At 59.2% G+C, this 23,007-nt stretch carries 16 protein-coding genes and 3 tRNA genes; 2 read left to right on the top strand and 17 right to left on the bottom strand.

Annotated elements, in window-relative coordinates:
- Window positions 1–183: 183 nt before the first annotated feature.
- The 8 genes from rpmG to CRD60_RS06260 form a co-directional block, all read right to left on the bottom strand.
- A complete protein-coding gene (gene rpmG / locus CRD60_RS06220) occupies window positions 184–354 on the bottom strand; it encodes a 50S ribosomal protein L33 (protein ID WP_113860427.1) in 171 nt (56 codons plus the stop codon).
- 50 nt (window positions 355–404) lie between these two features.
- A tRNA-Met gene (locus CRD60_RS06225) sits at window positions 405–478 on the bottom strand.
- Window positions 479–482: 4 nt separating this feature from the next.
- Window positions 483–554, bottom strand: a tRNA-Thr gene (locus CRD60_RS06230).
- A gap of 1 nt (window position 555) precedes the next feature.
- Window positions 556–637: transfer RNA gene (locus CRD60_RS06235), tRNA-Tyr, on the bottom strand.
- 142 nt (window positions 638–779) lie between these two features.
- Complete coding sequence (hisC, locus tag CRD60_RS06240; RefSeq protein ID WP_113860428.1) at window positions 780–1,859, bottom strand: histidinol-phosphate transaminase; 1,080 nt, start codon at window positions 1,857–1,859, stop codon at window positions 780–782.
- A 211-nt stretch (window positions 1,860–2,070) separates the two neighbouring features.
- Window positions 2,071–2,364 (bottom strand): co-chaperone GroES, encoded by a 294-nt coding sequence (gene groES / locus CRD60_RS06245; RefSeq protein WP_113860429.1) that lies wholly within the window; start codon window positions 2,362–2,364, stop codon window positions 2,071–2,073.
- 251 nt (window positions 2,365–2,615) lie between these two features.
- On the bottom strand, window positions 2,616–3,680 hold the full coding sequence (locus CRD60_RS06250; RefSeq protein ID WP_127975659.1) for a hypothetical protein: 1,065 nt from the start codon (window positions 3,678–3,680) through the stop codon (window positions 2,616–2,618).
- A gap of 326 nt (window positions 3,681–4,006) precedes the next feature.
- Window positions 4,007–4,681 (bottom strand): GNAT family N-acetyltransferase, encoded by a 675-nt coding sequence (locus CRD60_RS06260; RefSeq protein WP_113860432.1) that lies wholly within the window; start codon window positions 4,679–4,681, stop codon window positions 4,007–4,009.
- 231 nt (window positions 4,682–4,912) lie between these two features.
- Here CRD60_RS06260 and CRD60_RS06265 point away from each other — a divergent pair, with 231 nt between their 5' ends.
- Window positions 4,913–5,116 carry an FmdB family zinc ribbon protein gene (locus tag CRD60_RS06265; protein WP_113860433.1) on the top strand — a complete coding sequence of 68 codons (204 nt, stop codon included), beginning with the start codon at window positions 4,913–4,915 and terminating at the stop codon, window positions 5,114–5,116.
- A gap of 351 nt (window positions 5,117–5,467) precedes the next feature.
- Window positions 5,468–6,241 (top strand): SAF domain-containing protein, encoded by a 774-nt coding sequence (locus CRD60_RS06270; RefSeq protein ID WP_161522199.1) that lies wholly within the window; start codon window positions 5,468–5,470, stop codon window positions 6,239–6,241.
- 13 nt (window positions 6,242–6,254) lie between these two features.
- Here the strand turns inward: CRD60_RS06270 and CRD60_RS06275 are convergent, their stop codons facing one another.
- From CRD60_RS06275 to CRD60_RS06315, 9 genes are all read right to left on the bottom strand, one after another.
- Complete coding sequence (locus CRD60_RS06275; protein WP_113860435.1) at window positions 6,255–6,455, bottom strand: hypothetical protein; 201 nt, start codon at window positions 6,453–6,455, stop codon at window positions 6,255–6,257.
- Complete coding sequence (locus CRD60_RS06280; protein ID WP_113860436.1) at window positions 6,452–10,081, bottom strand: helicase; 3,630 nt, start codon at window positions 10,079–10,081, stop codon at window positions 6,452–6,454. The genes CRD60_RS06275 and CRD60_RS06280 overlap by 4 nt, the downstream gene beginning before the upstream one ends.
- An 8-nt stretch (window positions 10,082–10,089) precedes the next feature.
- The gene (locus tag CRD60_RS06285) at window positions 10,090–11,490 is read right to left on the bottom strand and encodes an FHA domain-containing protein (RefSeq protein WP_113860437.1); all 1,401 of its coding nucleotides are present in this window, start codon (window positions 11,488–11,490) and stop codon (window positions 10,090–10,092) included.
- 225 nt (window positions 11,491–11,715) lie between these two features.
- Entirely contained in the window at window positions 11,716–12,888 is a 1,173-nt protein-coding gene (locus CRD60_RS06290; protein WP_161522200.1) for a class C sortase, read from the bottom strand.
- Window positions 12,889–13,583: 695 nt separating this feature from the next.
- Window positions 13,584–15,539 (bottom strand): isopeptide-forming domain-containing fimbrial protein, encoded by a 1,956-nt coding sequence (locus CRD60_RS06295; protein ID WP_161522201.1) that lies wholly within the window; start codon window positions 15,537–15,539, stop codon window positions 13,584–13,586.
- Window positions 15,540–16,308: 769 nt separating this feature from the next.
- Entirely contained in the window at window positions 16,309–16,692 is a 384-nt protein-coding gene (gene rplL / locus CRD60_RS06300) for a 50S ribosomal protein L7/L12 (RefSeq protein WP_113860440.1), read from the bottom strand.
- A gap of 102 nt (window positions 16,693–16,794) precedes the next feature.
- Window positions 16,795–17,316 (bottom strand): 50S ribosomal protein L10, encoded by a 522-nt coding sequence (gene rplJ / locus CRD60_RS06305; protein ID WP_113860441.1) that lies wholly within the window; start codon window positions 17,314–17,316, stop codon window positions 16,795–16,797.
- Between the two features lie 683 nt (window positions 17,317–17,999).
- Window positions 18,000–21,011 carry a glycoside hydrolase family 3 protein gene (locus CRD60_RS06310; RefSeq protein ID WP_161522202.1) on the bottom strand — a complete coding sequence of 1,004 codons (3,012 nt, stop codon included), beginning with the start codon at window positions 21,009–21,011 and terminating at the stop codon, window positions 18,000–18,002.
- Between the two features lie 572 nt (window positions 21,012–21,583).
- On the bottom strand, window positions 21,584–22,978 hold the full coding sequence (locus CRD60_RS06315) for an NCS2 family permease (RefSeq protein WP_113860443.1): 1,395 nt from the start codon (window positions 22,976–22,978) through the stop codon (window positions 21,584–21,586).
- Window positions 22,979–23,007: the final 29 nt, after the last annotated feature.

Here is a 23,007-nt window from a genome sequence, read left to right on the forward strand (position 1 = left end):
CGCGCGGATTCAGTACAGCGGCCTGCAACCCGCACAGCCCACCACTGTGCGGGAATTGCGCCCATACTCATCCCTGAGGCCTGTCTTCCCCATGAACTGGCTGCAGACTGGACTGGCTGCGGGTAAGGGGGCCGAATATGGAAAAACCCGACCGAGGTCGGGTCATTCAGGGCGAAACCGCAATCAGCGGGTCTCGCGGTGCAGCGTCTCCTTGCCGCAGCGGGGGCAGAACTTGTTCAGCTCAAGGCGGTCAGGCGTGTTGCGACGATTCTTGGTCGTGATGTAGTTACGCTCCTTGCACACGGTGCATGCCATCGTGATGCCGGGACGTATGTCGGCGCTCTTGCTTGCCATTGGTTCACCCCTATGGTCGTTTGTGTTCCACCGGTGTTACCCGGCATTTGTAGCGAGGAAGAGACTCGAACTCTTGACCTTACGATTATGAGTCGTACGCTCTAGCCAGCTGAGCTACCCCGCCAGAGAGCCTCGGGTGAGAATCGGACTCACGACCTCTTCCTTACCAAGGAAGTGCTCTACCACTGAGCTACCGAGGCGTGGCGGATAGAGGATTCGAACCTCTGAAGCACGAAGCGGCTGATTTACAGTCAGCTCCCTTTGACCACTTGGGAAATCCGCCATGCAGTTTCACGACCCGGTCAGCGACCCAGCCTCAAAACGGCAACTTCGTTATTGTGCCACGAGACCCCGACTTCTGCAAGCCGGGCGAATGGCGTGTCGGTCAGAACCGGTCTGAAAGCCACCTTCCATAGGCTTCCACGCTAGAATCCCTGCTTCTTCAACTGGGCACAGACCTGGATGACCCGGTCGTTGGCCTCCCTCTCCCCCACGGAGATGCGAATGCCCTCCCCGTTGAAGACACGGGTGGCGAGTCCAGCGGCTTGGAAGGCCTGGGCAGCTTGGGCCGTATGCTCCCCCAGAGGCAGCCAGAAGAAGTTGGCGAAGGGCTTGGGGAACCGCCAGCCTTGCCTGCCCAGGGACTCGACCATCCGATCGCGCTCCTCAATGAGGGCCTGGACCCGCAGGTCAAGCTCCTCCTGGGCATCCAAGGACGCCATGGCTGCGGTCTGGGCCGCAGCGGTGACACCGAATGGCAGGGCCACCTTCCGCATGCCGTCCGCCACGTCGGCAGGGGCGATGGCGTAGCCTATCCGCAAACCGGCCAGGCCGTAGGCCTTGGAGAAGGTGTGGGCCACGACCACATTGGGGTAGTCCCTGAAAAGTTCCATGGCCTGGCTGCGGGTCGAATCCGTATTGAACTGGAAGTAGGCCTCATCAAAGAGGACCAGCAGGTCTGAAGGAAGGGCCTCCATGATCCGGCGAACCTCAGCCTGGCTCACCGAGGCGGATGTGGGATTGTTGGGGTTGTTGACGATGACCAGGCGGGTGCGCTCGTCGATGGCGGCCAGCATGGCTTCCACATCATGCCCACCATCAGGCCGATTTGGCACCTGCACGCTCTGGGCTCCGGCAGCCGCCACAATGATGGGGTAGGCCTCGAAGCTGCGCCAGGGGTAGACCACCGTGTCACCCGGCCCCGCCAGCAGGTTGACCAGCTGGGTGATCACCTCAGTCGAGCCACAGCCCAGGACCAGATTCTCGGCCCCCACCCCATACCGGGCGGCCAGCCGCTCGACCAAGGCGGTGCCGTGCATGTCCGGGTAGCGGTTGATCTGCCCCAAGGCCTTGTCTTCGATCGCTTCGACAACCGAGGGAAGCGGCCCGTAGGGGTTCTCATTGCTGGAGATCTTATAGGAGACCAGACCTGAAGCTGCCGGTGCCGGCTTGCCTTGCTTGTAACTGGGAATGCTGTCAATGATGGCACGATGTTTGAAGGACATATCTCAATGCTAGTCGCTGCGGCTTCCGGAGGTCTAACCGGTCTCAGTATTCGCGGCCAGCCGTGTCCAGGGCTGGAGTCGTATGCTGGCCTGCTTGGGTGACTGCGATGCCATCGGCTTGCCAGAAGCCGGAAGCGGGCTGGATACGCAAAGGTCCCGACCTGCTATTCGGCAGGTCGGGACCCATCAGCTACTGGTTACGAACCGGCAATCAGTTGAGGATGGCCAGCACGTCGCGAGCGGAGACGATGAGGTAGTCTTCACCCTTGTAGTTGACTTCGGTGCCGCCGTACTTGGAGTACAGCACCTTGTCACCGACCTTGACATCCATGGGCACACGCTCGCCATTGTCGTCGCGGCGACCAGGACCCATTGCCAGGACTTCGCCCTGCTGGGGCTTCTCCTTGGCGTTGTCCGGGATATACAGGCCTGATGCGGTCTGGGTCTCGGCTTCTGCCTGCTTGACAATGATCTTGTCTTCCAACGGTGTGAGTGAGATCGACACTGTGGACCTCCTCTTTCTAGCTAAATAAGAGTTACCAATGTTCCGCGCCAGAACCTGCCGACAGAGGCTGACGAACTCCCTCGGCGCCGTTCCTTTGCGCTATGGCTTATGGTAGCGCGATATTAGCACTCTGCCAACTCGAGTGCTAACGCTGAGAGAGAAACGACTGATATTCCATGCTTCTGACAACTTGCTTTCTGAAAACCACAGCCAGTAAGACCAGCAAGCGCAGACAGAAGTCTTGCTTGTCGCTAGGCACCCCGCCGGGCCAGAATCGCATCCAGACCAACACTTAGGGAGTCGGAGGTGGCCTCAGGGGCTTCGACATCCGCCTCGATCTCGGCTTCATGGAAGGACTCGGCCTCATAGAGGCTGTCCTCCATCGCCGCTCCTTCGCTCTCGTGGACCTCGGTCTCGACCTGAGCCTGGGACTTGGCGGCATCCTCCTGTTTCTCCACCGGCTGAGCCTTGGCCACCTGCTTGGTGGACTTGATCTCCAGGCTTTCGGGAGCCTCGACCTTGGTCTCAACACCATTGCGGGGCGCACCCATGGAGAAGGAGATCAGATCCTGCCTGGCGGCTATATCGAAGGCGTCGATGGCCTGGGCCGGGTGAATCTCCTGCAGTTCGGTGGTGGCATCGTCATGGGTGGCACGGTCCCCAGCAGCCGACTTGGCAGTCACTACCGACGTGGCCTGTGAGGCCTGGGCCTGGGTTCCTGCAGCATCCTTGGCATCGGACCTGACCGTGGCCGTATTAGCTGACTCAGCGGTCTTGGAGGCTGACGGCAGCGACTGATCATAGCCCTTGTCTGCAGTGCCTTCGCCACGCTTGGACTGCTGGGCCTTGTGCCGGGCCAGGGCCTGTTCCTGGACCTTCCTGGTCTCCAGGAGTGCCCGCCGAATCTCCCTCTGCTCCATCACACCGGTGGGAACCCCGTCATCATCACGAGACTTTAGGTTTTCAGCCCGGGACACAGCATCCATGCGCTCGGATGAGTCCACCTGGGCGGCCGAACCGGACGCTGGCCGGATACGGTGCTCACGACGAGCCTGTGCGACCTTACCCTCCCACTGCCTGGCCTGACGGGAGGCGTGAGCGCCCAATACCAGCACGGCAGCCAGAGCGGCCGTGGGAATCAGGGCGAACAGGGGGCTGAATTGAAGGGTCGGAGCGAGCACCAGCAGCAGGACGGTCAATCCAAGAAGCGCTATGGCTATGTTCCTTCTGCGGCCCACAGCCTGGTGGCGCAGGAGGCGAATATGGTCGATATGCTCTTGGGACATGGTCGCGCCTATATTCTGCCTCGGCTGCATAATCGCCCCTTTCGACGTCAGCGTATGCTCGTCGGAAAATCTGGTACCACTGCTTCTGTCAACCACATGCAACGAAGCCGAGTACTTGTCCTCCCGATGTTCAATCACTCTGTTCATACTGTTGACCGTCTTTCTCGGCAGCCAACCAATCAACATGATACCTACGAGGACAAGCACCACCACGGCGCTTATCGAATCGTAATCCATATCACCAAGAATAGAAGATTCCTTGACTTTTTGTTTACATTCCTATCAGCGTGTCGACCCAAGGGCTCCCGAGCCGACTCCCCCAACGCCGGCTGACAAGCACAGCGTGCCTTATGGTCCTACCTCCCCCTGCCCGACAGCGACCGTACCAGACCGGGGCCCAGGTCCTCGGCCACAATACTGAAGATCCTATGATCGCGCCAGGAATCGTTGATATACATGTATTTGCGCATGGTTCCCTCAGCATGTGCACCGACCTTCTCCACCACCCGGATGGAGCGGTCGTTCTCCGGCAGTATGGCAATCTCCAACCTATGCAATCCAGGGCCATCGGGATTGGACAAGGCCCAATCACCCAGGAGGGCCAGAGCTGTGGGAGCGATCGACCGGCCCAGATAGCGCTGGTCCACCCAGTAGCCGACCATGCCGGATCGCACGGACCCATAGGAGATGGCCGCCAGGGATATCTGCCCCACCATCCGCATCTGATAGCGAATCATGAAGACCGCACCGGTCCCCTGCCGCTCATCGCTACGCAGGCGTTGAATCCACTGGTTGTAGCTCAGGCGGGGGCCATGGTTGGGATCGGATGACTGCCAGGGGTCCAGCCATTGCATGTTGGCCCAGCGCACCTGGTTCCATTCCTCCTGGTCCTCCAATCTGAAGGGGCGCAATTCAATGGGAGGGCAGCCGACTGGGGCCTGAAGGACCGGTATATGAATACTGGGGTCGGGCCTGTGCGCATCAGTACGGTATGGGGCCAGGGCCTGTCGTAAGGAATGAAATACGGTCACGACTCCATTGTGGCACTCCAGCGATGGCAGTGAGCGACAAATATCGTTCTATGTGAAGGTTTTCCACAAAGAGGCAATCGGCCTGTGCCGGAGGCTGCCATGCGCATTGCCACACCCAGGCTGAACCGGGGGAACTTCGCATATCGTGAACCATGCGGGCATGGCTGTCACACTGGTGGCTAGAATGTGAACAGTTCAATTGTGATTGTTCCTAATCCTGTGGAGGAAACTGTGCCCACTTATCATTACCGTTGCAAGAGCTGTGGTTACGATTTCACCGAGCAGCAGTCCTTTGAAGATGACCCCATTACGGTGTGCCCCCAGTGCGGTCAGGCCCAGGTGCGCAAGGTCTTTTCGGCGGTTTCCATCGAGTTCAAGGGTCACGGCTTCTACCGGACCGATTCCTCCAGCTCCTCCAGTAAGTCCTCGGACTAGCCTGGGATAGGCGACAGTGCCCCTTGCACTGACGCCTCCGTCTGCCTGCCAGGACTCTCTCTAAGGAGAGGGTCCTTTGTTGTATCGGCTGAACTGGGTGCTGCCAGCCCGCATGGCGGCGACACGCCCGGGATCTGGATAAGTGCCAGCCTTCGACCACAGAGGCCCTTCAGCAGTGAATACACCGCAACAACCAGTGACAATGGCCCCATGGTGCAATCACTTGATAGGCAAGGCCGTCGCCGAAGGTCCACCGGCAGCAATCAGCACAGAGGGCCTGGGCACACTGCCGGCAGCCGGGGACACCGACTGGAGTCGGTAGCTGTGCTCGGGTTGGGGGCCAGGCGGCGCTTGTGGCTTCTGCTACGGCTGGGAGCCATAGTCTCCCTGTCGCTCTGCCTCTTCTTCATACTCGAGGCCCTGGCTCCCACCCAGCACGAGCAGGCAGTGGTCGTGGCGGCCAAGACCCTGGCCCAGGGGCAGAGGATTGATAGAACCTCCCTCAATCTGACGAGCATCCCGTCCAGCACGGCATTGGTGGGCAGCTTCAGCTCGACAGACCAGATTGAGGGAAAGATAGCGCAGGTGGGTATTGCCAGGGGGCAGATCATTTTGGCCCCCATGGCGGGGCCGGGGCCGACCTTGCCGATTGGATTCACCATGGTTGAAGCACCCATAGCCGGGTCTGTGGGACACCTGCTCCCAGGTGACCGCATCGCTCTGCTGTCCAGCGCGATTTGTTCCCAAGACGGCACACCTGAAACCTCTGGATCCTCAGAGCGGACGGCGGCTAACCGACTGCTGACGGGTGTGGAATGGAAAAGAGCTTGGTCTGGGCAGAGCCCAATGACTGGCCTGAACATCCCGACCCTAGAAGCGGCCAACCAGCCCTGCACCCTGGCCGCCGAAGCCATAGTCATGGAGAAACCGGGAAAGACCGGCAGGGCGGATGCTGCAGCCAGCCTGCTCTGCGCCATGCCTGCCCAGGAGGCGCTGAAGGTCATTGGCGCCCAGGAAGTGGGAGCCATCGTTGCAGTAAAACTGGATGCGCCTAAAGCCAGCACTGGGAACCAAAGTGGTCTGTTGCCACCAGACGAGTCGTCGAATCAGCACTCAACCGGATGAGGTGCCGGACTAGTCAGCGGCTGTCCTTGAAAATTCCCCAGTGGGGTGGCAACTCGCCGAGGATCCGCTGGTCATCGTCACGGCTGCGCTGCTGGTCTGTCTGCATGTCCCCAGGCTCCAGCTTCACGCCGTCAGGGTCGAAGAGCTCACTGCCCTGCCTCACCACCCGCTTATGACCCCGCGGCGTGCGGCGTGCGGGGTCATAAGCAGTCACTGGACCTCCCGGTAGATCTCCCCGATACGCTCAACCAAGCGGTCGACCTCCTTGTCCGGGTTCACGAAGGCTCCCACGCTCCAGACTGTCATGACCGACCAGCCCAGGTCCCGCAAGTCCTGGAAGAGGAGGCGGTGGCGTCGACGGGTGGACTGAATGCTCATGAACTGGGCATCATCGGTCAGGACGGCCAAGGCAAATGGCTTGCCGGTCAACCCGACCACCAGTGGGATCTTCATGCCGCCATCGTAGCCGTAGTCAACAGCCACATTAAGGCCACGTGCCCTGATGCGATTGGCCAGGTCATTGAAGAGCACATTCTCGGATGTGGTCTGAGCCAGGGGTCTTGAAGGATGCTCATCCAGCTGCTGCGCCCAAGCCAGCATGGTCTTCAGCAGCTTGGGGCCAGGCTGGTGGAGCCTGTCGTCCTCAAGGTCCTCGGCCTTGAAGGCGGAGACGATGTCCAGATTATGGTTGGCCAGCGCCAAGGCATCAAGAAGTTTGCCCTTACCGCCATCGCCCTCAAGGGCTCCGAACTGCTGGAGGAGCCTGCCATGAGCGGTCTTGGCATAGCACAGGGAGAGAATGACATCTTCGGCCTTGGCCCCTGCCACCTCATTGATGCCGACCAGGCGAACATGGCGCAGGAAGCGTCCAATGGTCTTGTTCTTGTAAGCCAGGGATTTTAGTTCTATACCCAAGCGGCTGCGGAAGACCGATGTCAGAGTGACCACGGACAGGGTGTAGTCGGCAGGCACGATGGTGAAGCTGGCCGCCCGCTGCTCGATGAGACGGATGACCTGGTCGATCTCCTGCTGGCTGCTTTCCACCAGTCCGGTCTCGATGACCGGCACCCCGGTGGCCTCCACCGGGTGGAAGCGGACAAGCCCCTGGAGGCTTTCGGTTGCGGTGCCGAAGCTTAGTTCACCATAGCCCTCCTCTTCCAGGAAACTGGCCAACTGCTGGGAGCGGCGCGCTGCCTTCTCGTGCACCGAAATGCTGGGCAGCAGATCGATCAGCGCCTTGAGGCTGTCAGAGGTCACCGTATTGCGGTGGGCCAGGACCACCACCTGCCGGGCCCGGCTGACAATCGAGAGCAGCTGAATGGCCGGCATGTGGGCACCGGCGTCGATGATGGCCACATCGGCCATGTAGCCGGGGTCGCTCAGGGAGGCCAAGGCTGAAGGTGTGCCCAACATAATGGGCTTGGCGGCAGCCAGAATCTCGCCGTGTTCCCTCCAGATACTCCCCATGGAGACCGCCTGGTTGGAGCCTGCCAGAGCGGTGTGCAGCTGGTTGGCCTCCTGGGTGCGGGAGAACAGCAGGTCGCACAGGCGCTTCATGGACTCCTGGGCGACCATGGGCCCTATGGAACTCACATGCTCCACATCAACCTGGGCAAATCGTTCCGAAGCCGACTGCAGGGCTGAGCCGTCCTGGTTGGAGATGATGGCCGAGGACTTGACGATATCCTCAAAGACCGTGGTCCACCAGGAGAGGAGCAGCTCCCCCTCCAGATCGTCAACCCCGACCTGGCGGGTATGGAGGTCATCGACCAGCTCGTTCAGGCCGATCCGCTGGAACTCCCGTTCCAGTTGGCAACGACCCGGGAGGGTGTCCAAGGCCAGACGGTCCTCGAAGAGAGCCTTGAGTCGAGTCTCGACCTCGTTGAAATCATGGGTCTCCAGATTGCCGCCCTGGGCGGTGGTGGCCAGCACGGTGTCCAAGGCCATCATGTCACGGCTGAGCCGGTCCTGGGTCTCGATGATGGCATCCAATTTGGCGGGCAGCACAGGCCAGCCACCGTGGGGCACGAAGACCCTCCACTGCTCCGCCTGCTTGGCGACCACCTTCAAAGCCTCATGCAGGCTCTCCACCTGGGTTCCCACCCGCAGTAGGCCCTTGGCCTCCTTGATGTGCCGCCGGCGTTCCCAGAATCCCATGGACGAACCCTCGGCCTTGCGCTCGGCCTTGGGTTTGCTGGCCTCGATCATAGCGTCGATGTCACGTTCGAAGATCTCTGGCTGGAAGACGTCAAGGACACGGCGCAGGTTCTTCAACACCGTTACCTGCCGGCCCCATTCCTGGGCTGTCGTCGGGATGGGGAACCCGCAGGTCTGGACGGTCGAGGCTACCTGCTCACGAGTGGCCGGCAGTTCCTTTTGTAGGAGGTTGACCACCCGCTGGTAGGCGGATACCGCGTCCTCCTCCGAGTAGAGGGACGCCTTGTACCAGGCCGCGTCGTCGGGCCCGATGGTGAACTCGCCCAGCTTGCCCGCTTCGACCAGCTTGGCCGTCCAATCCTCCATATGCCCGTTCAGGGACCTGGCCGTGGTTCTACTCATGCGAACATGGGTGGCCGGATGGGTGGGCAGGGCGGCTATGGTGGCCAGGTTCTGAATAGTCTGGAAGGCCGAGACGCCCCACTCCTCATTGACCCCGTGCAAATCAGCCAGGTATCGGGTCAGGCGTGAGCGGACACCTACCAGCTCATCGGCCAACTGGTTGAAGTGAGAGGCGGCGGCACCGGGTTGGAAGGCAACGGCCCTGATGAGCCGGCGGTCAAGGTTCTTGTTGGCCTGCTCGTCGGCCAGGTCCAGCATGAGGTCTTCCATGCCACTGGCCTTCACCGTCTTGCGGAAGCGCCGCTTTTGCTCGGCCACACAGGGCACATAGAGCACTGAGCGGCCTGCACTCAGACAACCAGCGGCTATGGATGCAGCCTGAACAGCGGTATCATCCCCGGCGGAGCTGTCCACGAAGATGGACCGGCCGGACGCTGCCATATTGGCCGCATAGCGTACGGAATTGTCCACGTCGCCAATCTGCGTCTCGGTATGGGGGTCAACATCAAAAGGGCTGTATGCCGGCAGGCTGGTCTCCCGAAGGGCCGAGATGGCCTGCTCGTCTCCGGCCAGGGCATCGAGCAGCTGGTTTCCGCTGGGGCCCTGCTGGAGGAGATCTATGATGCGCTGGCTCTCCAGCAGCATCTGCGAGGAGGGGTCCATGAAGCAGCCCAGGATGATATCCCGTTCGATGTCGAAGTCAGGGAAGGCCACCACGGCCTGGGTGGCAATGGCGGCGAAGACAGCCGAGGTCTCCGGGGTGCCGTTCTCGTAGTGGGAGCCGTCGAAGAGGTCGCGCTCATCCAGATCCACACCCTGCTCGGCCATGGCGGAGACAAAGGATGGATTCAGACGCACGTGGCCGGTGAACCGGATGCTGGCGTCGGTCTCTTTGGCACCCTTGTGTCGATTGACCTCCGATGGGTAGAGCAGTACAGGAACGGAGTTGCCCTTCCATGTGGCCACACCGACCACCAGGGAAAGTTCAGCCACCCCGCTGATGCGGCTCTTGCTGGCCTGGTCCTCCAGGACACGCTCCAGGCGGCGTCCGGCCGCACGCAGCATGCCGGTGTCGCGGAAGAGCGCCTCCAAGGCGACCTGGCCGCTGGCGAAAAGTTGGGCGATGCCCGAGGGATGGGCATGGGTCAGGTCCAGTTGGGCCACCAGCTGGGAGACATCCTCCAGGGGTGAAGGATTGAGCTGGCTGCGATAGTCCCTGCGCCATTGACGAATGCGATCCAGCCCGGTCTTGTCTTGCGTGGAATCATTCGTGCCTGCCATTGCTCGGCTCACTTCCCTACCGCCTTGCGGTATTCCTCGTATCCTGCGTTCTTGGAGAGCGCGGCGTCAATATCCTCGTTGCCCTGGGCGGACAACCATGCGTACAGATCGTCATACAGGCTCGGGTTCATGGCCAGGAACGGAAGGAGCTCCTGGTGCTGGGCCATGGCGAATTGGTCAGCGAAATCAGTGCTTTTCCTGGCCTGGTCATCAGTGAATCCGTCGACCTCGACCTGTTCCCGGTGCTGGTCGAAGTCACCTCGGGAGACACGCTCAAAGACCGAACCAGCCTCGAAGACCGGCTGGTAGTCCTGGGCGAGGCCTGATGATCCCCCGATGCTACCCGTCTGACTGCTTGTCTCGGCAGCACCCAGATCTGCTTCCGGCAGGTCCGACTGAGCATTGCCATACTCCTCCAGCTTCTGTGGAAGAGGCATGGACACCGGCACCGCGGCCCTGCCGGGCTCCTGAGGGGCAGGCTGCTGGACGGGCGGGCTCGCGACCCCCTGCGAGGCATCGGCGCCGGTATCAACAGTGCCGGTGCCTACAGTGGGGTTAGCCTCAGCGGCTGTACCACCCATGGCCTGCCTATCAGCGGTTTGGGGCGGGGTGGTCTCGCCACCCGACTCAACGCCTCCGTTCAGGGCATCACGGAACAGATCCCTGGGCTCAGCCTCCTCCAAGCGGTCGGGCTGAACGATGTTCAAGGATATGCTCTCCACAGGGTGCTGGCTGCTCTCACTGGCTTCCTGCTCGACCTGGCCTGAATCAGGGGTCAGCAAAGACTGCCCGGCCTGCTTCTGCTCGCCGGCAGCGGGCGTCTGATCAGCAGGAGCTCCCACGACAGAGGAAGCACCTGGGGCCGGCTGCAGACCCTTGATCCGCTCGGAGACGTTTCTGGCGTCGAAGACTGTGGTGGGCTCACCCGCACGGAGGTCAAGAATGTCATCGACAGACATCTCTCCCAACTCCGGCTCCTGCTTACCGCCCCTGGCAGCGTAGGTAAAGAGGTCGGAGACTTCCCGGCGGATCCCGTGCTCGGGCTCCTCGACCCTGATGAAATCGACCGGCACATCACCGAATTGGATGCGGGCGGGCGAACCCGGCAGGGAGACCTCATCTCCTGGTTTGAGCCGTAGCAGACCGCCATCGGGACGGACCAGATAGGAGCCATTGGTCGAGTTCAGATCGACGATGGAGGCAAGGCCCTGGTCATTCACCCTGAACCGTGCATGCTTCTTGGACATGGAACGGGTCTTGTCCACAATCTCCATTCTGGGAACCCCATCGCCCGCCAGAGGACGAATGGGCTTGCGCCCGATTTCCAGACTCATGCCCGGCCTGACACTCATCTGCTCAGCGTTGTTGACCTTGATGATCCAACGCTGTTCAGCACGCTCTTCCGCCACCGCCTGGCCTCCCTCTTAGTACTTACGACAGTCTAACTGATATTGTGTCATGCTTTACTGTTCAATGGGCCATCTTTCAAGCCTTTTAACAAGTTTCGCGCATTTTCATGGCTTCCGGGCCTGGGACCCGCGGCTCAGGCCACCTGTTCATATACAAGCAATCCGATACCCCTGGCAGCTCTTTGAGATACGCGGGGCATCGGATTGTCGCAGGAGCCAACAGGGCTAGTCGCCAGCCTGGTCCTGAGCTGTGGCATGGGTTTCCTCCAAGGCTCCGGCATCGTAGGATTGTTCCGAATCAAGGAAGGCGGACCCTACCGGCACACCTCCTGTCGCCTGGGGCAGCCCTGTCTTCTGGTGGCTTGGCCCCGGTTCTGCGATTCCCTTGTTTGCCGACTCAACTTTTCTATTGCGATCGTAGGGAAGCTTGCCCTTGTTCGGATCTGCCACCATGCCATTGAAATGACAGGGGAAGAGGGAGCGTTTCCGGGTCACCGTCACCGCGACCATGCCGACCGACAGAAGCAGCAGTCCCAGTTTCAGTCCTTGGAGAACACCGTCACCGTCGGACTGGTCCGGGTAGGGAATGGGGTGGGGCATGGATTCGCGTGTGCCGGTCAGGACCAGCCGCTGGGTGTTGACACCGTATGGCGTGCAGGTCATGAGCGTGACCAGGTCCTGGCCTGGAACCACCTTGTAGAGATGGGTGTCCTCTGGGTCAATCACGTTGATGGCGGTTATGCGGTAGCCCATGGTCCGCCCCAGGCTGTCTAGGTAGAACACATCTCCGACCTTGAGCTCATCCAAACGGGTGAACAAGAGGGAGTCCGGGAGGCCTCGGTGGCCGGACAGAACCGCATTGGTGGATTTACCGCCTACCGGCAGACTCGTTCCATAGAGATGGCCGGCACCTCGAGCCAAGGATTCGTCGGAGGTTCCATGGAAAACAGGCAGCTTGACGGAAACCTTGGGGATCCTGACGATACCCATGATGCCGCCACCCACGTCCAGCAGGGAACGGTAGTCGGTGTCCTTCTGGGACACACTCTTGCCTTTGCTTCCCTCAGGACTGAACGGATCAATGGCCTCACCCATGGACCCCTGGCCGGAGTCAGCCAATTTGCGGTTGTATGCATTGACCTTGGTGAGCTCTTCTTTGGTCTTCTTGTTGGGCCACTTAGCCACCCTTGCGGCGGCGGCCTCCGCCTCGACGGCGGTCTTGCGAGCGTTCACGTATTGCACGGCGGGAATCCACAGGATGGATGACACGGCGACAAGAATGCAGATAAGGATGGCCAGACGCAGGACAAGATCCACCCGCCGGTCTCTGATCCTTCGGGAATCAGGGGTGTCATCAGTGACGACCGTGGTGAAATCCGCCGTAAGAAGCCTGCTCATGTCTGCTCTGGCATCGCCGTCGCCCTTACTGGACCTACGACGCCGTCTGCGCTTTGCCTTGTTGTCGGCTCTGGCCTTTTCCTTGGCGTCTACCCGGCCGCGGACCCTGACAGCCCTTCCGGACTCAGGCTCAGACGACTCATCATCAACCGCTCCGCCAGCTGGGCCATCACTGGTCTCAGCAGCCTCTTCCACTACAGAGGAGGCCCACGTCAAGGCTTGCGGGTTGGCAGATGATTCGGGCACAGCGGTTGAACGCGTGGTATCCGCGGGTGAACCATCAGTGGCGGAAGCTGAAACCCAACCAGGTTCGTCCTGTTTCCTTGGGGCAGCAAACTGGCTTGATAGCTCTTCACGCGCAGGGTCGTGGGAGCCGATGGCACCATCGAACCCACCGGCCTGAACGGCCTCAGGCCCATCGCCTGCTTTCTTATTTGCTCCCAATCCTTCAGGATTGTTGAGACCATCGCTCACAGTCACGTCGTCCAATCTTCGGTCCATTACCAATGGTTAATAGATTCAGTCCCACCGGACTCCCCCACCACAGCGCCATCAATGCGCATCTACATTCAGTCCCGCCCAGTCTACCTGGCCCACTATATGCCGAACCGTTCTGGCTGCCAGCGGGAGGACAGGGTGGTGACATAGGAAGACCCGGTCGCCGCCAGAGCGATAACCGGGCCCAACCCATGACCTTAGAGAACGGTCATTCCTGATGGTAAGGACCGACCTCGCCTGCTGGTCCTGTAAAGGATCAGTGCCAGGACGATGCAGACCAGCGCCACCAAAACGGCCAGAATCAGGCCTGCGACACCCGTCATGGACAACTGGGTGGGCGAGTCCACATTGTAGACCGTCGTCAGGGGACTGAAGAGCTTCAGGCTCACCGGATCTGTGGAAACAGGAGAAACAATACCCTCGCTGTTGTTGGGCTTAGGAGTACCCACCAAGTCCCACACGTCATCCTTTACCGTGAAGAGAGGAGCATCCGCCGTGGCAGGAGCATCATTGCTGATGGTCTCCTTATAAGAGGGCAGGAACCTGTCGGGGAAGTCCTTTGGCTCCGTGGGTGCGTCTACCTGGGTAATCTTATAGGTGCCGACGGCCAAACCGTTGACGAACAGGTAACCAGCTTGAGCATTGATCTTGCCTGAATCGGTCAGATCATCAGCAGCCTCGGCATTGAAGACCTGGGTGCGACTGCGGAAATCCGCAGTACTGACATGTCCATAGCCTTGGAGGAAGCGAGCCCCATGAGCTTGCATGGCCTTGCCATCGGACACCACAAGTTCGGTCACACACTGTTCGGGGACCGAGCAGTTCTGATCAGCGGCCCTGATGTAGTTACCCTTGCCGCGCTGCTTGAACTTCATAGGGGAATCACTGCCTTCCTGCGAGACGGTGAACTTTCCATTCATGAGCCTGCTGCGACCATCAACCTTGGACCGATTGACAATGGACAGACCGTAGAAATACAGATTGGTGTCTGGATTCTCTCCGTCGCTGCCACCACTGGGATCGGTGACACCCTGGCTGCCGGTGCCCTCATTGGGGCCCTTGGACGGGTCCATGGGATCGAGCGGAGTCGAAGGATTGGAGAAATCGTTGGAGTAGTTCAGCATCACACCGTTGCTAAGAACACCGCTCTGCGACTGCTCATTAACCGTGTTGGAATAGGTGATGAAGATGAACTGGCCATACTTGAAGTAGCTGGTGTTCATAATACCAGGGAAACGAATGACCAAGACCGGATTACCGGTTTCGGGACTGTTCTCCGCCCGGGCGTTCCACAATTCGCTATGGGAAGTGATTTCAGTGGCGGCCGCAATGGACCCGCTCTCCGTAGGTGAGGTATACACCTTCACCGATGCGGGATTGATGGACAGACCCTTGGAAGGCACATCGGTAACCTTGTACACATAGCCACCATCGGGGAAGCCGCTTGTCAGAGGCACACTCGCTGTGACCTGATAGTTGACCTTGGTACCAACCGCCACAGACCTGTTCTGCATGTTGACGAACTTCTTCTCAATCAACGGAACATTGGCCTTAAAGGTGATGACGCCCAGCGGAGCGATGTCCGCCCCACCATCGGCATACTCGGTATAGCCGGGATCGTTTGCCGTGGGAGCGACGGCGGTGCCTACCAACATTGGCACCGAGGCGCTGACCCTTCCACCCTGGCCGGTCGGGGTTGTATCCACGATTACATACAGGCCCTGCTTGAGACCGCTGATGGTCAGGCTCTTGGGGTCAGGGGAATTCGCATTCACACTATGCTCGTCCACCGCAGCCTGTGCGTTGGCGAATTGCGGGTCCTGAACCAGGGAAAGCACGAACTTACGAATCTGGCTGGACGTGATGCCGCTACTGTTGTTTCCTCCCTGGGCACCTGACCAGTTGGCTGCGACCTGCCCGATCGGGTTCCCTGGATATGAGGAAGAGTCTTCCGGGACGCCAATGTCCTGTAGGGCATGCTTGCCCGCGTCGACCAGACCAGGCGCAGGGTCGGTCGTCACCGATATTTTTCTTATCTTTCCGTCGTCAATGGTGGCCATCGAATATTTACCGATACGCACAGCCTTGAACTTGTGACCAACCAGAGCATTGCCCTTGATGGTCAAAGACGCATTGGTGTTGGTATCCGGCATGTCTCCTGGAGACAGCTGGACTTCCGTAGCCGAAGCGGTCGAAGCGGCTGTCAGCGACAGTCCTAGGACCATCACTGCACTCACCGCAAGGCCGGCAACCTTACGGGACAGCAACCCTCTTCTCATGGACTTCTCCCTTGTTCTTCTCTCTGGTGCGACTTCTCCAAATCGCCCAACCCGGTTTACCGGGCCACAGGCCGCTGGGACCCACTGGGCGCCAACCCTTCAAACCCTAGGATTACACGCACTTCTCAACCTTGATGATTAGTCAACAAGCCAACCGCGTCAGTGGCCGTTTCATGATGGAAGGACACTTTGCTAGATAGCAGTGATTACCAACCGCCATCCACTTCGTATCAACCCATACGAAGGTACGGCTTGTTAAGTCCCCATCAAATACATTCGTTACATATAATATATCGAGGGCCATACCCAGGGCAAGTCACGGCAAGTCACAAGCCATGTTCCCTCCCGTGAGACCTTGGCAACTTGCCAAATCTGCCAGGGGCCGGTAGGTCGTTATACGGACTCGTGGAATGACAGCGGCTGCCCAGCGTTGGAATCGAAGAGGCATCCACCTCGTGGTTCAGAACTATGAAGATCCCCGGTTCAGGGCACATCACGGATTAAGAAAACCGTCCCAGCTGCAACTTCAATTCCATAGCGGCCTGCTGAGGCCACCATCAACACAAGCCCGATAACGACAGGACCCCACCGCCCGAGGGGACGATGGGGTTCTACGCAAGCAATGCGGCTTAAGCCGCTTGCATTACTTGAGCTCGACGGAGGCGCCAGCCTCTTCCAGCTGGGACTTTGCCTTCTCGGCGTCTTCCTTGGCGGCCTTCTCCAGGACAGCCTTGGGAGCACCGTCAACCAGGGCCTTGGCCTCGGCCAGACCCAGGGAGGTGATGGCACGGACGGCCTTGATGACCTGGATCTTCTTGTCACCAGCGGAGGTCAGGACGACATCGAACTCGGACTGCTCCTCCTCGGCACCAGCGGCGCCGGCGGCAGGAGCGGCGGCGGCAGCGGCGACCGGAGCGGCAGCCTCAACATCGAACTCCTCCTCGAAGGCCTTGACGAACTCGGAGAGCTCGACCAGAGTCATTTCCTTGAACGCATCGAGCAGCTCATCTTTGGAGAGCTTAGCCATAATGGCTTCCTTTCAATAAGGGTAACAGGCGCTTGGTATGCCCGCCACCTACAACTGTTCTACTACTACGTAACCGATGGATGCGGCCGAAGCCGTCTCCGATCAGGCAGCCTTCTCCTGCTTGTCGCGCAGGGCGTCGATCGTACGCACGGCCTTGGTGGGCACGGCGACGAACATGTACGCAGCCTTGGCCATCGTGCCCTTGAGCGCGCCAGCCATCTTGGAGAGGAGAACCTCGCGGGATTCGAGATCCGCAAGCTTCCTCACACCCTCTTCGTCGTACATGGTTCCATCTGCGAAACCACCCTTGACGACGAGGGTCTTGTTTGTCTTGGCGAAGTCACGCAGGGTCTTCGCTGCCTCCACATAGTCACCCTTGACGAAGGTGATTGCGGTGGGACCGGCGAGCGCTTCATCGAAGCCCTCGTAGCCAGCCTCCTTGGCGGCGATACGTGCCAGCGTGTTCTTAGCCACAGAGTAGGAAGTATCGCGGCCTAGCTTTTCGCGCAGATCGGAGATCTGCGGAACGGTAAGCCCGCGGTACTCGGTCAGGTAAACCGCGTCGGCGTTACGGAACTGCTCCGTAAGCTGCGCGATCACCGCTTCCTTTTCGGGCCTTTTCATGGCGTTCCTTCCTAGTCGACCATTGACCGAAGTTCCGCCTGTCAAACATCACCAGGGCAAGAAAAAAGCCCTGCACACAGGCAGAGCACACATGGACCCTTACGAGTCCTCAATCTCAACCTGCGATGGCTTGGCGAACCAAACTTCGAGGGACTCACGCCCCTAACCAACGGTCTGTGGTTTACAGATAAGCACTATACACAGGGTACCGGACCAGTGGCAAGTCATCACCGGTAGCACAGCGAGTCGCATGGCCGACATATGACCCAAGGACGGATCAAGACTGCTCCCCCTTATAGCTATCTGTACCCAATCTTTTCCTCGTCCTCGATACCCTGCCGCACTCAGGCCCATATGGCTTATGCGCTTCACTGACTCATCCAGGCCCCAATCCTGCCTGGCGACTCACCCTTGAGCCAGATACAAATAGGACATCAGCCTCAGCAGCCGAACAACTCTCGATACTTGCCCTTGGGGTGAGCCTGCCAGGTCACCGCTGAAGTCCCTACCTTTCCCCCAAGCCACCCAACCGTCGAACAAGGGGATAGTGAGACCAAGGTAAGAACAAGGACGCCAGCGGAGTGCTGACGTCCTTGTGTGGGCTGTGTCTTACCAACTGCGCACAGCAGAGAACGGCCTGGAGGCCGAAGACGAAAAGGGGAACGAAACCTGCGGATTCCTCGCTATTCCTCGTGCACTTCGCCGATCAGCTCCTCATTGCCAGAGTCGACAGTCACCGTGTCGCCCTTTTTCTTCCGGGGCTTGTAGCGATCAGGATGGAGCCTACTGTCTTTGGTCCGCCGGACCATGACCACCGCCATGGCGAGCGCAAAGACCAAGACCAGGGCGTCGGCCCCAGCAAGCCATATCTTCCAGGGAGAGGTCCGGTAGGTAATTTCCGTTCCTGGAGCCAGGCCGTTCATAGTGTGGCTATTGACAATCGCGTAGCTCATGTTCTTCACCGCACGGCGAATGACGCTCACACCGGTGGGAGAGGACTTGTCTTTGATCAACGAGGTGAAGGCCGTCCCCCAAGCCATCCAGCTGTCGGTGCCGGAACGCAGTGCCTGGTCGACGCTGTTGGAACCAGCGTTCATGACCATGTCGGAGATCTCGAGACCACGGAATCCCCATTCATCGCGCAACAGTTCGGTGTTCAGGGCATAGCTGGCGCCGGCCCAGGTCGCACCGATGTAGTTCATCGAATTCATGACCCCTGTTGTGCCGCGCATGACCTTAGTGGCCTTGTGCTTGTTTGAATCGGTGTACTTGATTTCCATTCTGGCGTTCTTGATCGCCATCTCGAAGGGCTTGAGGTATACCTCCCTCATGGCCTGCTCATTGACCCATGTTGCGACACGGCTTCTGTCATTGTTGTACATCTCCTGATCGTTGATGGCGAAATGCTTGATGGTAGCTATCAGGCCCCGACTGGCCGCGCCGGAGACCTCACTGGTGAGCATGGCGCCCGAAAGCACCGGGTCTTCGGAGAAATATTCAAAATTCCTACCGGAGAAGGGAGCCCTGTGGATATTGGCTGCAGGAGCATACCAGGAGTTGACACCAGCGCTGGCGGCCTCCTGCCCGACCATGTCGCCCATGTCGTGCACGAGATTCTTGTTGAACGTGGCAGCTATGATGGGTTCCGTGGGGTAGGCCGTATATTCCTTGGCATCGGTGATACTGCCCACGATACCCTGGGGGCCGTCGAAATCAACCGTGGCCGGCTTGCTGATGGAGCTGATCTGAGCGGTCTGGTCGTAGGATGCCGCCAGGGCCACATAAAGGCTGGAATCCTTGAGGTCCAGCTGGTCGAGCAGCTTCTCCCATCGAGGATCGTCGTAGCTGGCGCCACGCATGTCGGAGAGGGTCAGGCCATTGGAGGCTTTGGTGCGCGGGGCTTGAGTCGTATAGACCTTGCTGCCCTTGACATTGCCCAAAAGCTTGTCCGTATTGACATCAGCCTGCTGAAGGGTCATCTTCCCCTTGTCGTCAGTCGTATAGTTGAAGCCCTCATGCTTGAAGTCGGCCTTCTCCTCCTTGGTGGGGAAACTGGCGGTGTTGGTCAGCGGACCCTTTGACCTGGTGAGCTGGCTGGTCTTGACCATATGGTCGCTCAGGCTCTGGAAGAGGTTGCTGGGAGCCTTGAAGGCCTTCCCGTCCAAGGACTTGCCGGTTGGCTTGCCCTTGTTGTCGAGCTTCGATTGTGCATCCTTGTCGGATGTGCGCATGTGCGTGCTGTCATACCAGACCGTGGAGGGCACGTTCAGATTGGCCGATCCATACTGCTCATGGGAATCCCTGTTCACGCTGATTGCGTAATCACCGGCCTCCAGCAGGTAGGAACCCTTGCTGCCATCAGGATTCTGACGCTGGTAATCGTAGGATGCCAGATCCTCGGCATCAATCGCGAGGTCGATGGTCTGTGAGGCACCGGGCTGAATATCATCGGTCTTCTCATAAGCGATCAGATTGACCGTCGACTTCTCGATGCCTTGCTGGGCGTCAAAGTCGGTATAGGGAGGGTGGTAGTAGGCCTGGACCACATCCCTGCCCGCACGCTTTCCCTCATTGGTGACCTCGACGCTGAGTTTCATCTTGTCGCCATCCTGATGGCTGGAGACCAGACGCTGCGAAAAATCGGTGTAGCTCAGACCAAAGCCGAAGGGCAGTTGCACTGCACGGGCATAGTTCTGATTCTCTTTGCCCTTGACGGTGAAGGATCCACCCGTATCATGAACGGTCTCATAGTAGCGATACCCAACATAGATGTTTTCCTCGTACTCGATGAAGTCCATTGGCGTGGGCTTGCCGACAGGTGTCGGGTAGCCGCCCTGGAGCAGGTAGAGGTCCTTGTATTGGGCATTGCCGAAGTTGGCCATGCTGGGATCGCTCATGGTGTCGGTCATCCAGGTGTCAACGGTTTTGCCTGACGGGTTGATCTCACCGGAGAGAATCTCGGCCATGGCCTTGAAGCCCTGTGCTCCGGGGCCTCCGACCCACAGAACGGCATCTGCGGATATAGCCGAACCCTGGTCAAGCAGGTCACCGATCTCCATGACGTTCGAGCTATCCAAGACCACCACAAGCTTCTTGCAGTGGGCCTTGGCGAACTTGATGGTTTCCTTCTCGTCATTGCTCAGGGCAAGCTGGTGAGGTGTTCCATCGAAATATCCCTTGCCTGCGATGGGGCTACCCGGAACGTTGGCGGCGACATCGCTGCCTTCGCCACCGGAACGACCGATGAAGACAATGCCGGTGGTGGCTGTGGCGGAATCCTCATGACCCTTATATATATCAGGGTTGTATTCGATGATCTTATCGGTCGCGCCTTCAAAGCCCGTCTTCTCATCAGGCTTTTGATAGCCCTTGCTGTCCATGCCCCGAGCGGTGGCCGAGGTCATGGCATGTTCCACATCCTTATTGGTGTCGAAATATTCATGCAAGGCGCGTTGGGCCGTGTATATCCTGGATGATTTGACATTGACGCTTCCCGAACCGGTACCACCATATATGGGGTTCGTATAGCGGTAGCCGAAGGGGGTCACCTTGGACTTCTTGGCCAGCGGCAGGGTGCCATTATCGTTTTTCATGAGCACGATACCCTGTTCCGCGATGGCCAAAGCGGTCTTGTCGGCCTTGGAGTTCAGGCCGGCGTCTTCCTTGTCATAATACTGTGCGTCGACTTGCGACATGTTCGGGTCTGGCTTTACCATTCGGGCACCGCGACCCAGGAAGATCTCCATTGACAGTGAGAAGAAATTCATGACTATGGTGGCCGCCAAGGCTATGACGACCAACACAGATACAACCGAAATCCAAATGGTATTGAATTTTCGGTTGTTCATTTTCAACTTGTCCCGTGAATCCATCCTTGCATCCTTCTACGTGTTGTGGTTACTTGTGCGACATTGGATACAAACAACCAAATAGATACCGCCAGCCCTATGACCGATCGGCACTAACACGTACAAGCTAACAATGGAAAGACCGTGCCATAGCAGGAAAAACGCGTTCTGGTTTTTTTCGGACACGTTCTGTCATTTTCATGCTTATGAGTATGGCTATTCATGCCTATTAGGCATGACAAGACAGCAAGATTGAGGGAGGTAATACACAAACTCTCAGCCGAAGTCTTGCTATATCAGCGAAGCAATTACAAAAGAGCCACCGGAATCATCTCCGGTGGCTCTGCAGAAAACAATACGACAGTTTTCCTTATACTAACCATGCCTGATTGTCATGGGGTTGCTCCAGCAGCCATACATCAGAGAACGGCCTGGAGGGCGAAGTCGAAGATGAAGAGAAGGGCGACCACCCATATGACCGGGTGGACCTCCTTGACCCTCTTCTTGCAGGTCATGACGATGCAGTAGGTGATGAAGCCTGCCGCAATGCCGTAGGAGATGGAGTAGGACAGGGCCATGAAGACCGCGGCGAAGAAGGCCGGGATGGCCTCGGAGATGTCGGACCAGTTGATTTCCTTGAGGCTGGCGGCCATCATGCAGCCGACCACGACCAGCACACCGGCGGTGGCTGCGGAGGGAACGGCCGAGATGAGCGGCGAGAGGAAGGCGGAGAGGGCGAAGCAGACGGCCACGACCACGGAGGTCAGGCCGGTGCGGCCACCAGCACCGATGCCGGCTGCGGATTCCACGAAGGTGGTGGTGTTGGAGGTGCCGAAGATGGCGCCGACGGAGGTGGCGATCGAGTCAGCGAAGAGGGCCTTGTCCATCTTGGAGCTGAAGCCGTGGCCCTCGGACATCTGGCGCTCGTCCTCGGCGGAGAAGATGCCGGTCCGGCGGCCGGTGCCGATGAAGGTGCCCAGGGTGTCGAAGGTGTCCGACATGGAGAAGGCGAAGATGGTCACCAGGACCAGGGGCAGGCGTGATATGTCGGAGAAGAGCGACGGGAAGCCCGCGGAGGTGAAGATGGCCCCGAAGGTGGTGGGCAGCTGGGCGAAGGTGTCGGCGATTGACACGGAGTTGGCCATGGTGGTCAGGCCCATGGGAATGCCGATGATGGTGGTGATGGCGATGGAGATGAGCATGGCGCCCTTGACATTCAGGACGGTCAGGACGATGGTCAGCAGAAGGCCGATCAGGAAGAGCCAGAGGGTCGGGGAGTTCAGGGTTGCCAGACCAGGGGTCGCGGACGTGGCCAGCCCCTTGCCCGCCGCCTTGGCGTCCTTGGGGGTGAATGTGACGAGCCCGACGTTGAGCATGCCCACGTAGGCCACGAAGAGGCCGATGCCGCCGCCGATGGCGTGCTGGAGCAGGGGTGGGATGGCCTCGATGATCATCTTGCGGATCTTGGTGACCGTGATGAAGATGTTGATCAGACCGCACAGGAAGACCATGCAGAGGGTCTCCTGCCAGCTGAAGCCCAGGCCGAAGCACACCGTGTAGGTGAAGAAGGCGTTGAGGCCCATACCGGCCGCCTGGGCATAGGGAACGTTGGCGAACAGACCCATGACCAGGGTGCCGATGATGGCGGCGATGATGGTGGCCAGGAAGACGCCACCCCAGGGCATGCCTGTCTGACTCAGTACCTGGGGGTTGACGATGATGATGTAGGACATGGCGAAGAAGGTGACAAGTCCTGCAAATATTTCAGTGGAGACAGTGGTGTTGTTCTCTTTGAGATGGAAAAACTTTTCCATTACTGATGCTCTCGATCCTTGGTTTGCGT

It is taken from the genome of Bifidobacterium aemilianum, from assembly GCF_003315635.1.
GTDB classification, from domain to species: domain Bacteria; phylum Actinomycetota; class Actinomycetes; order Actinomycetales; family Bifidobacteriaceae; genus Bifidobacterium; species Bifidobacterium aemilianum.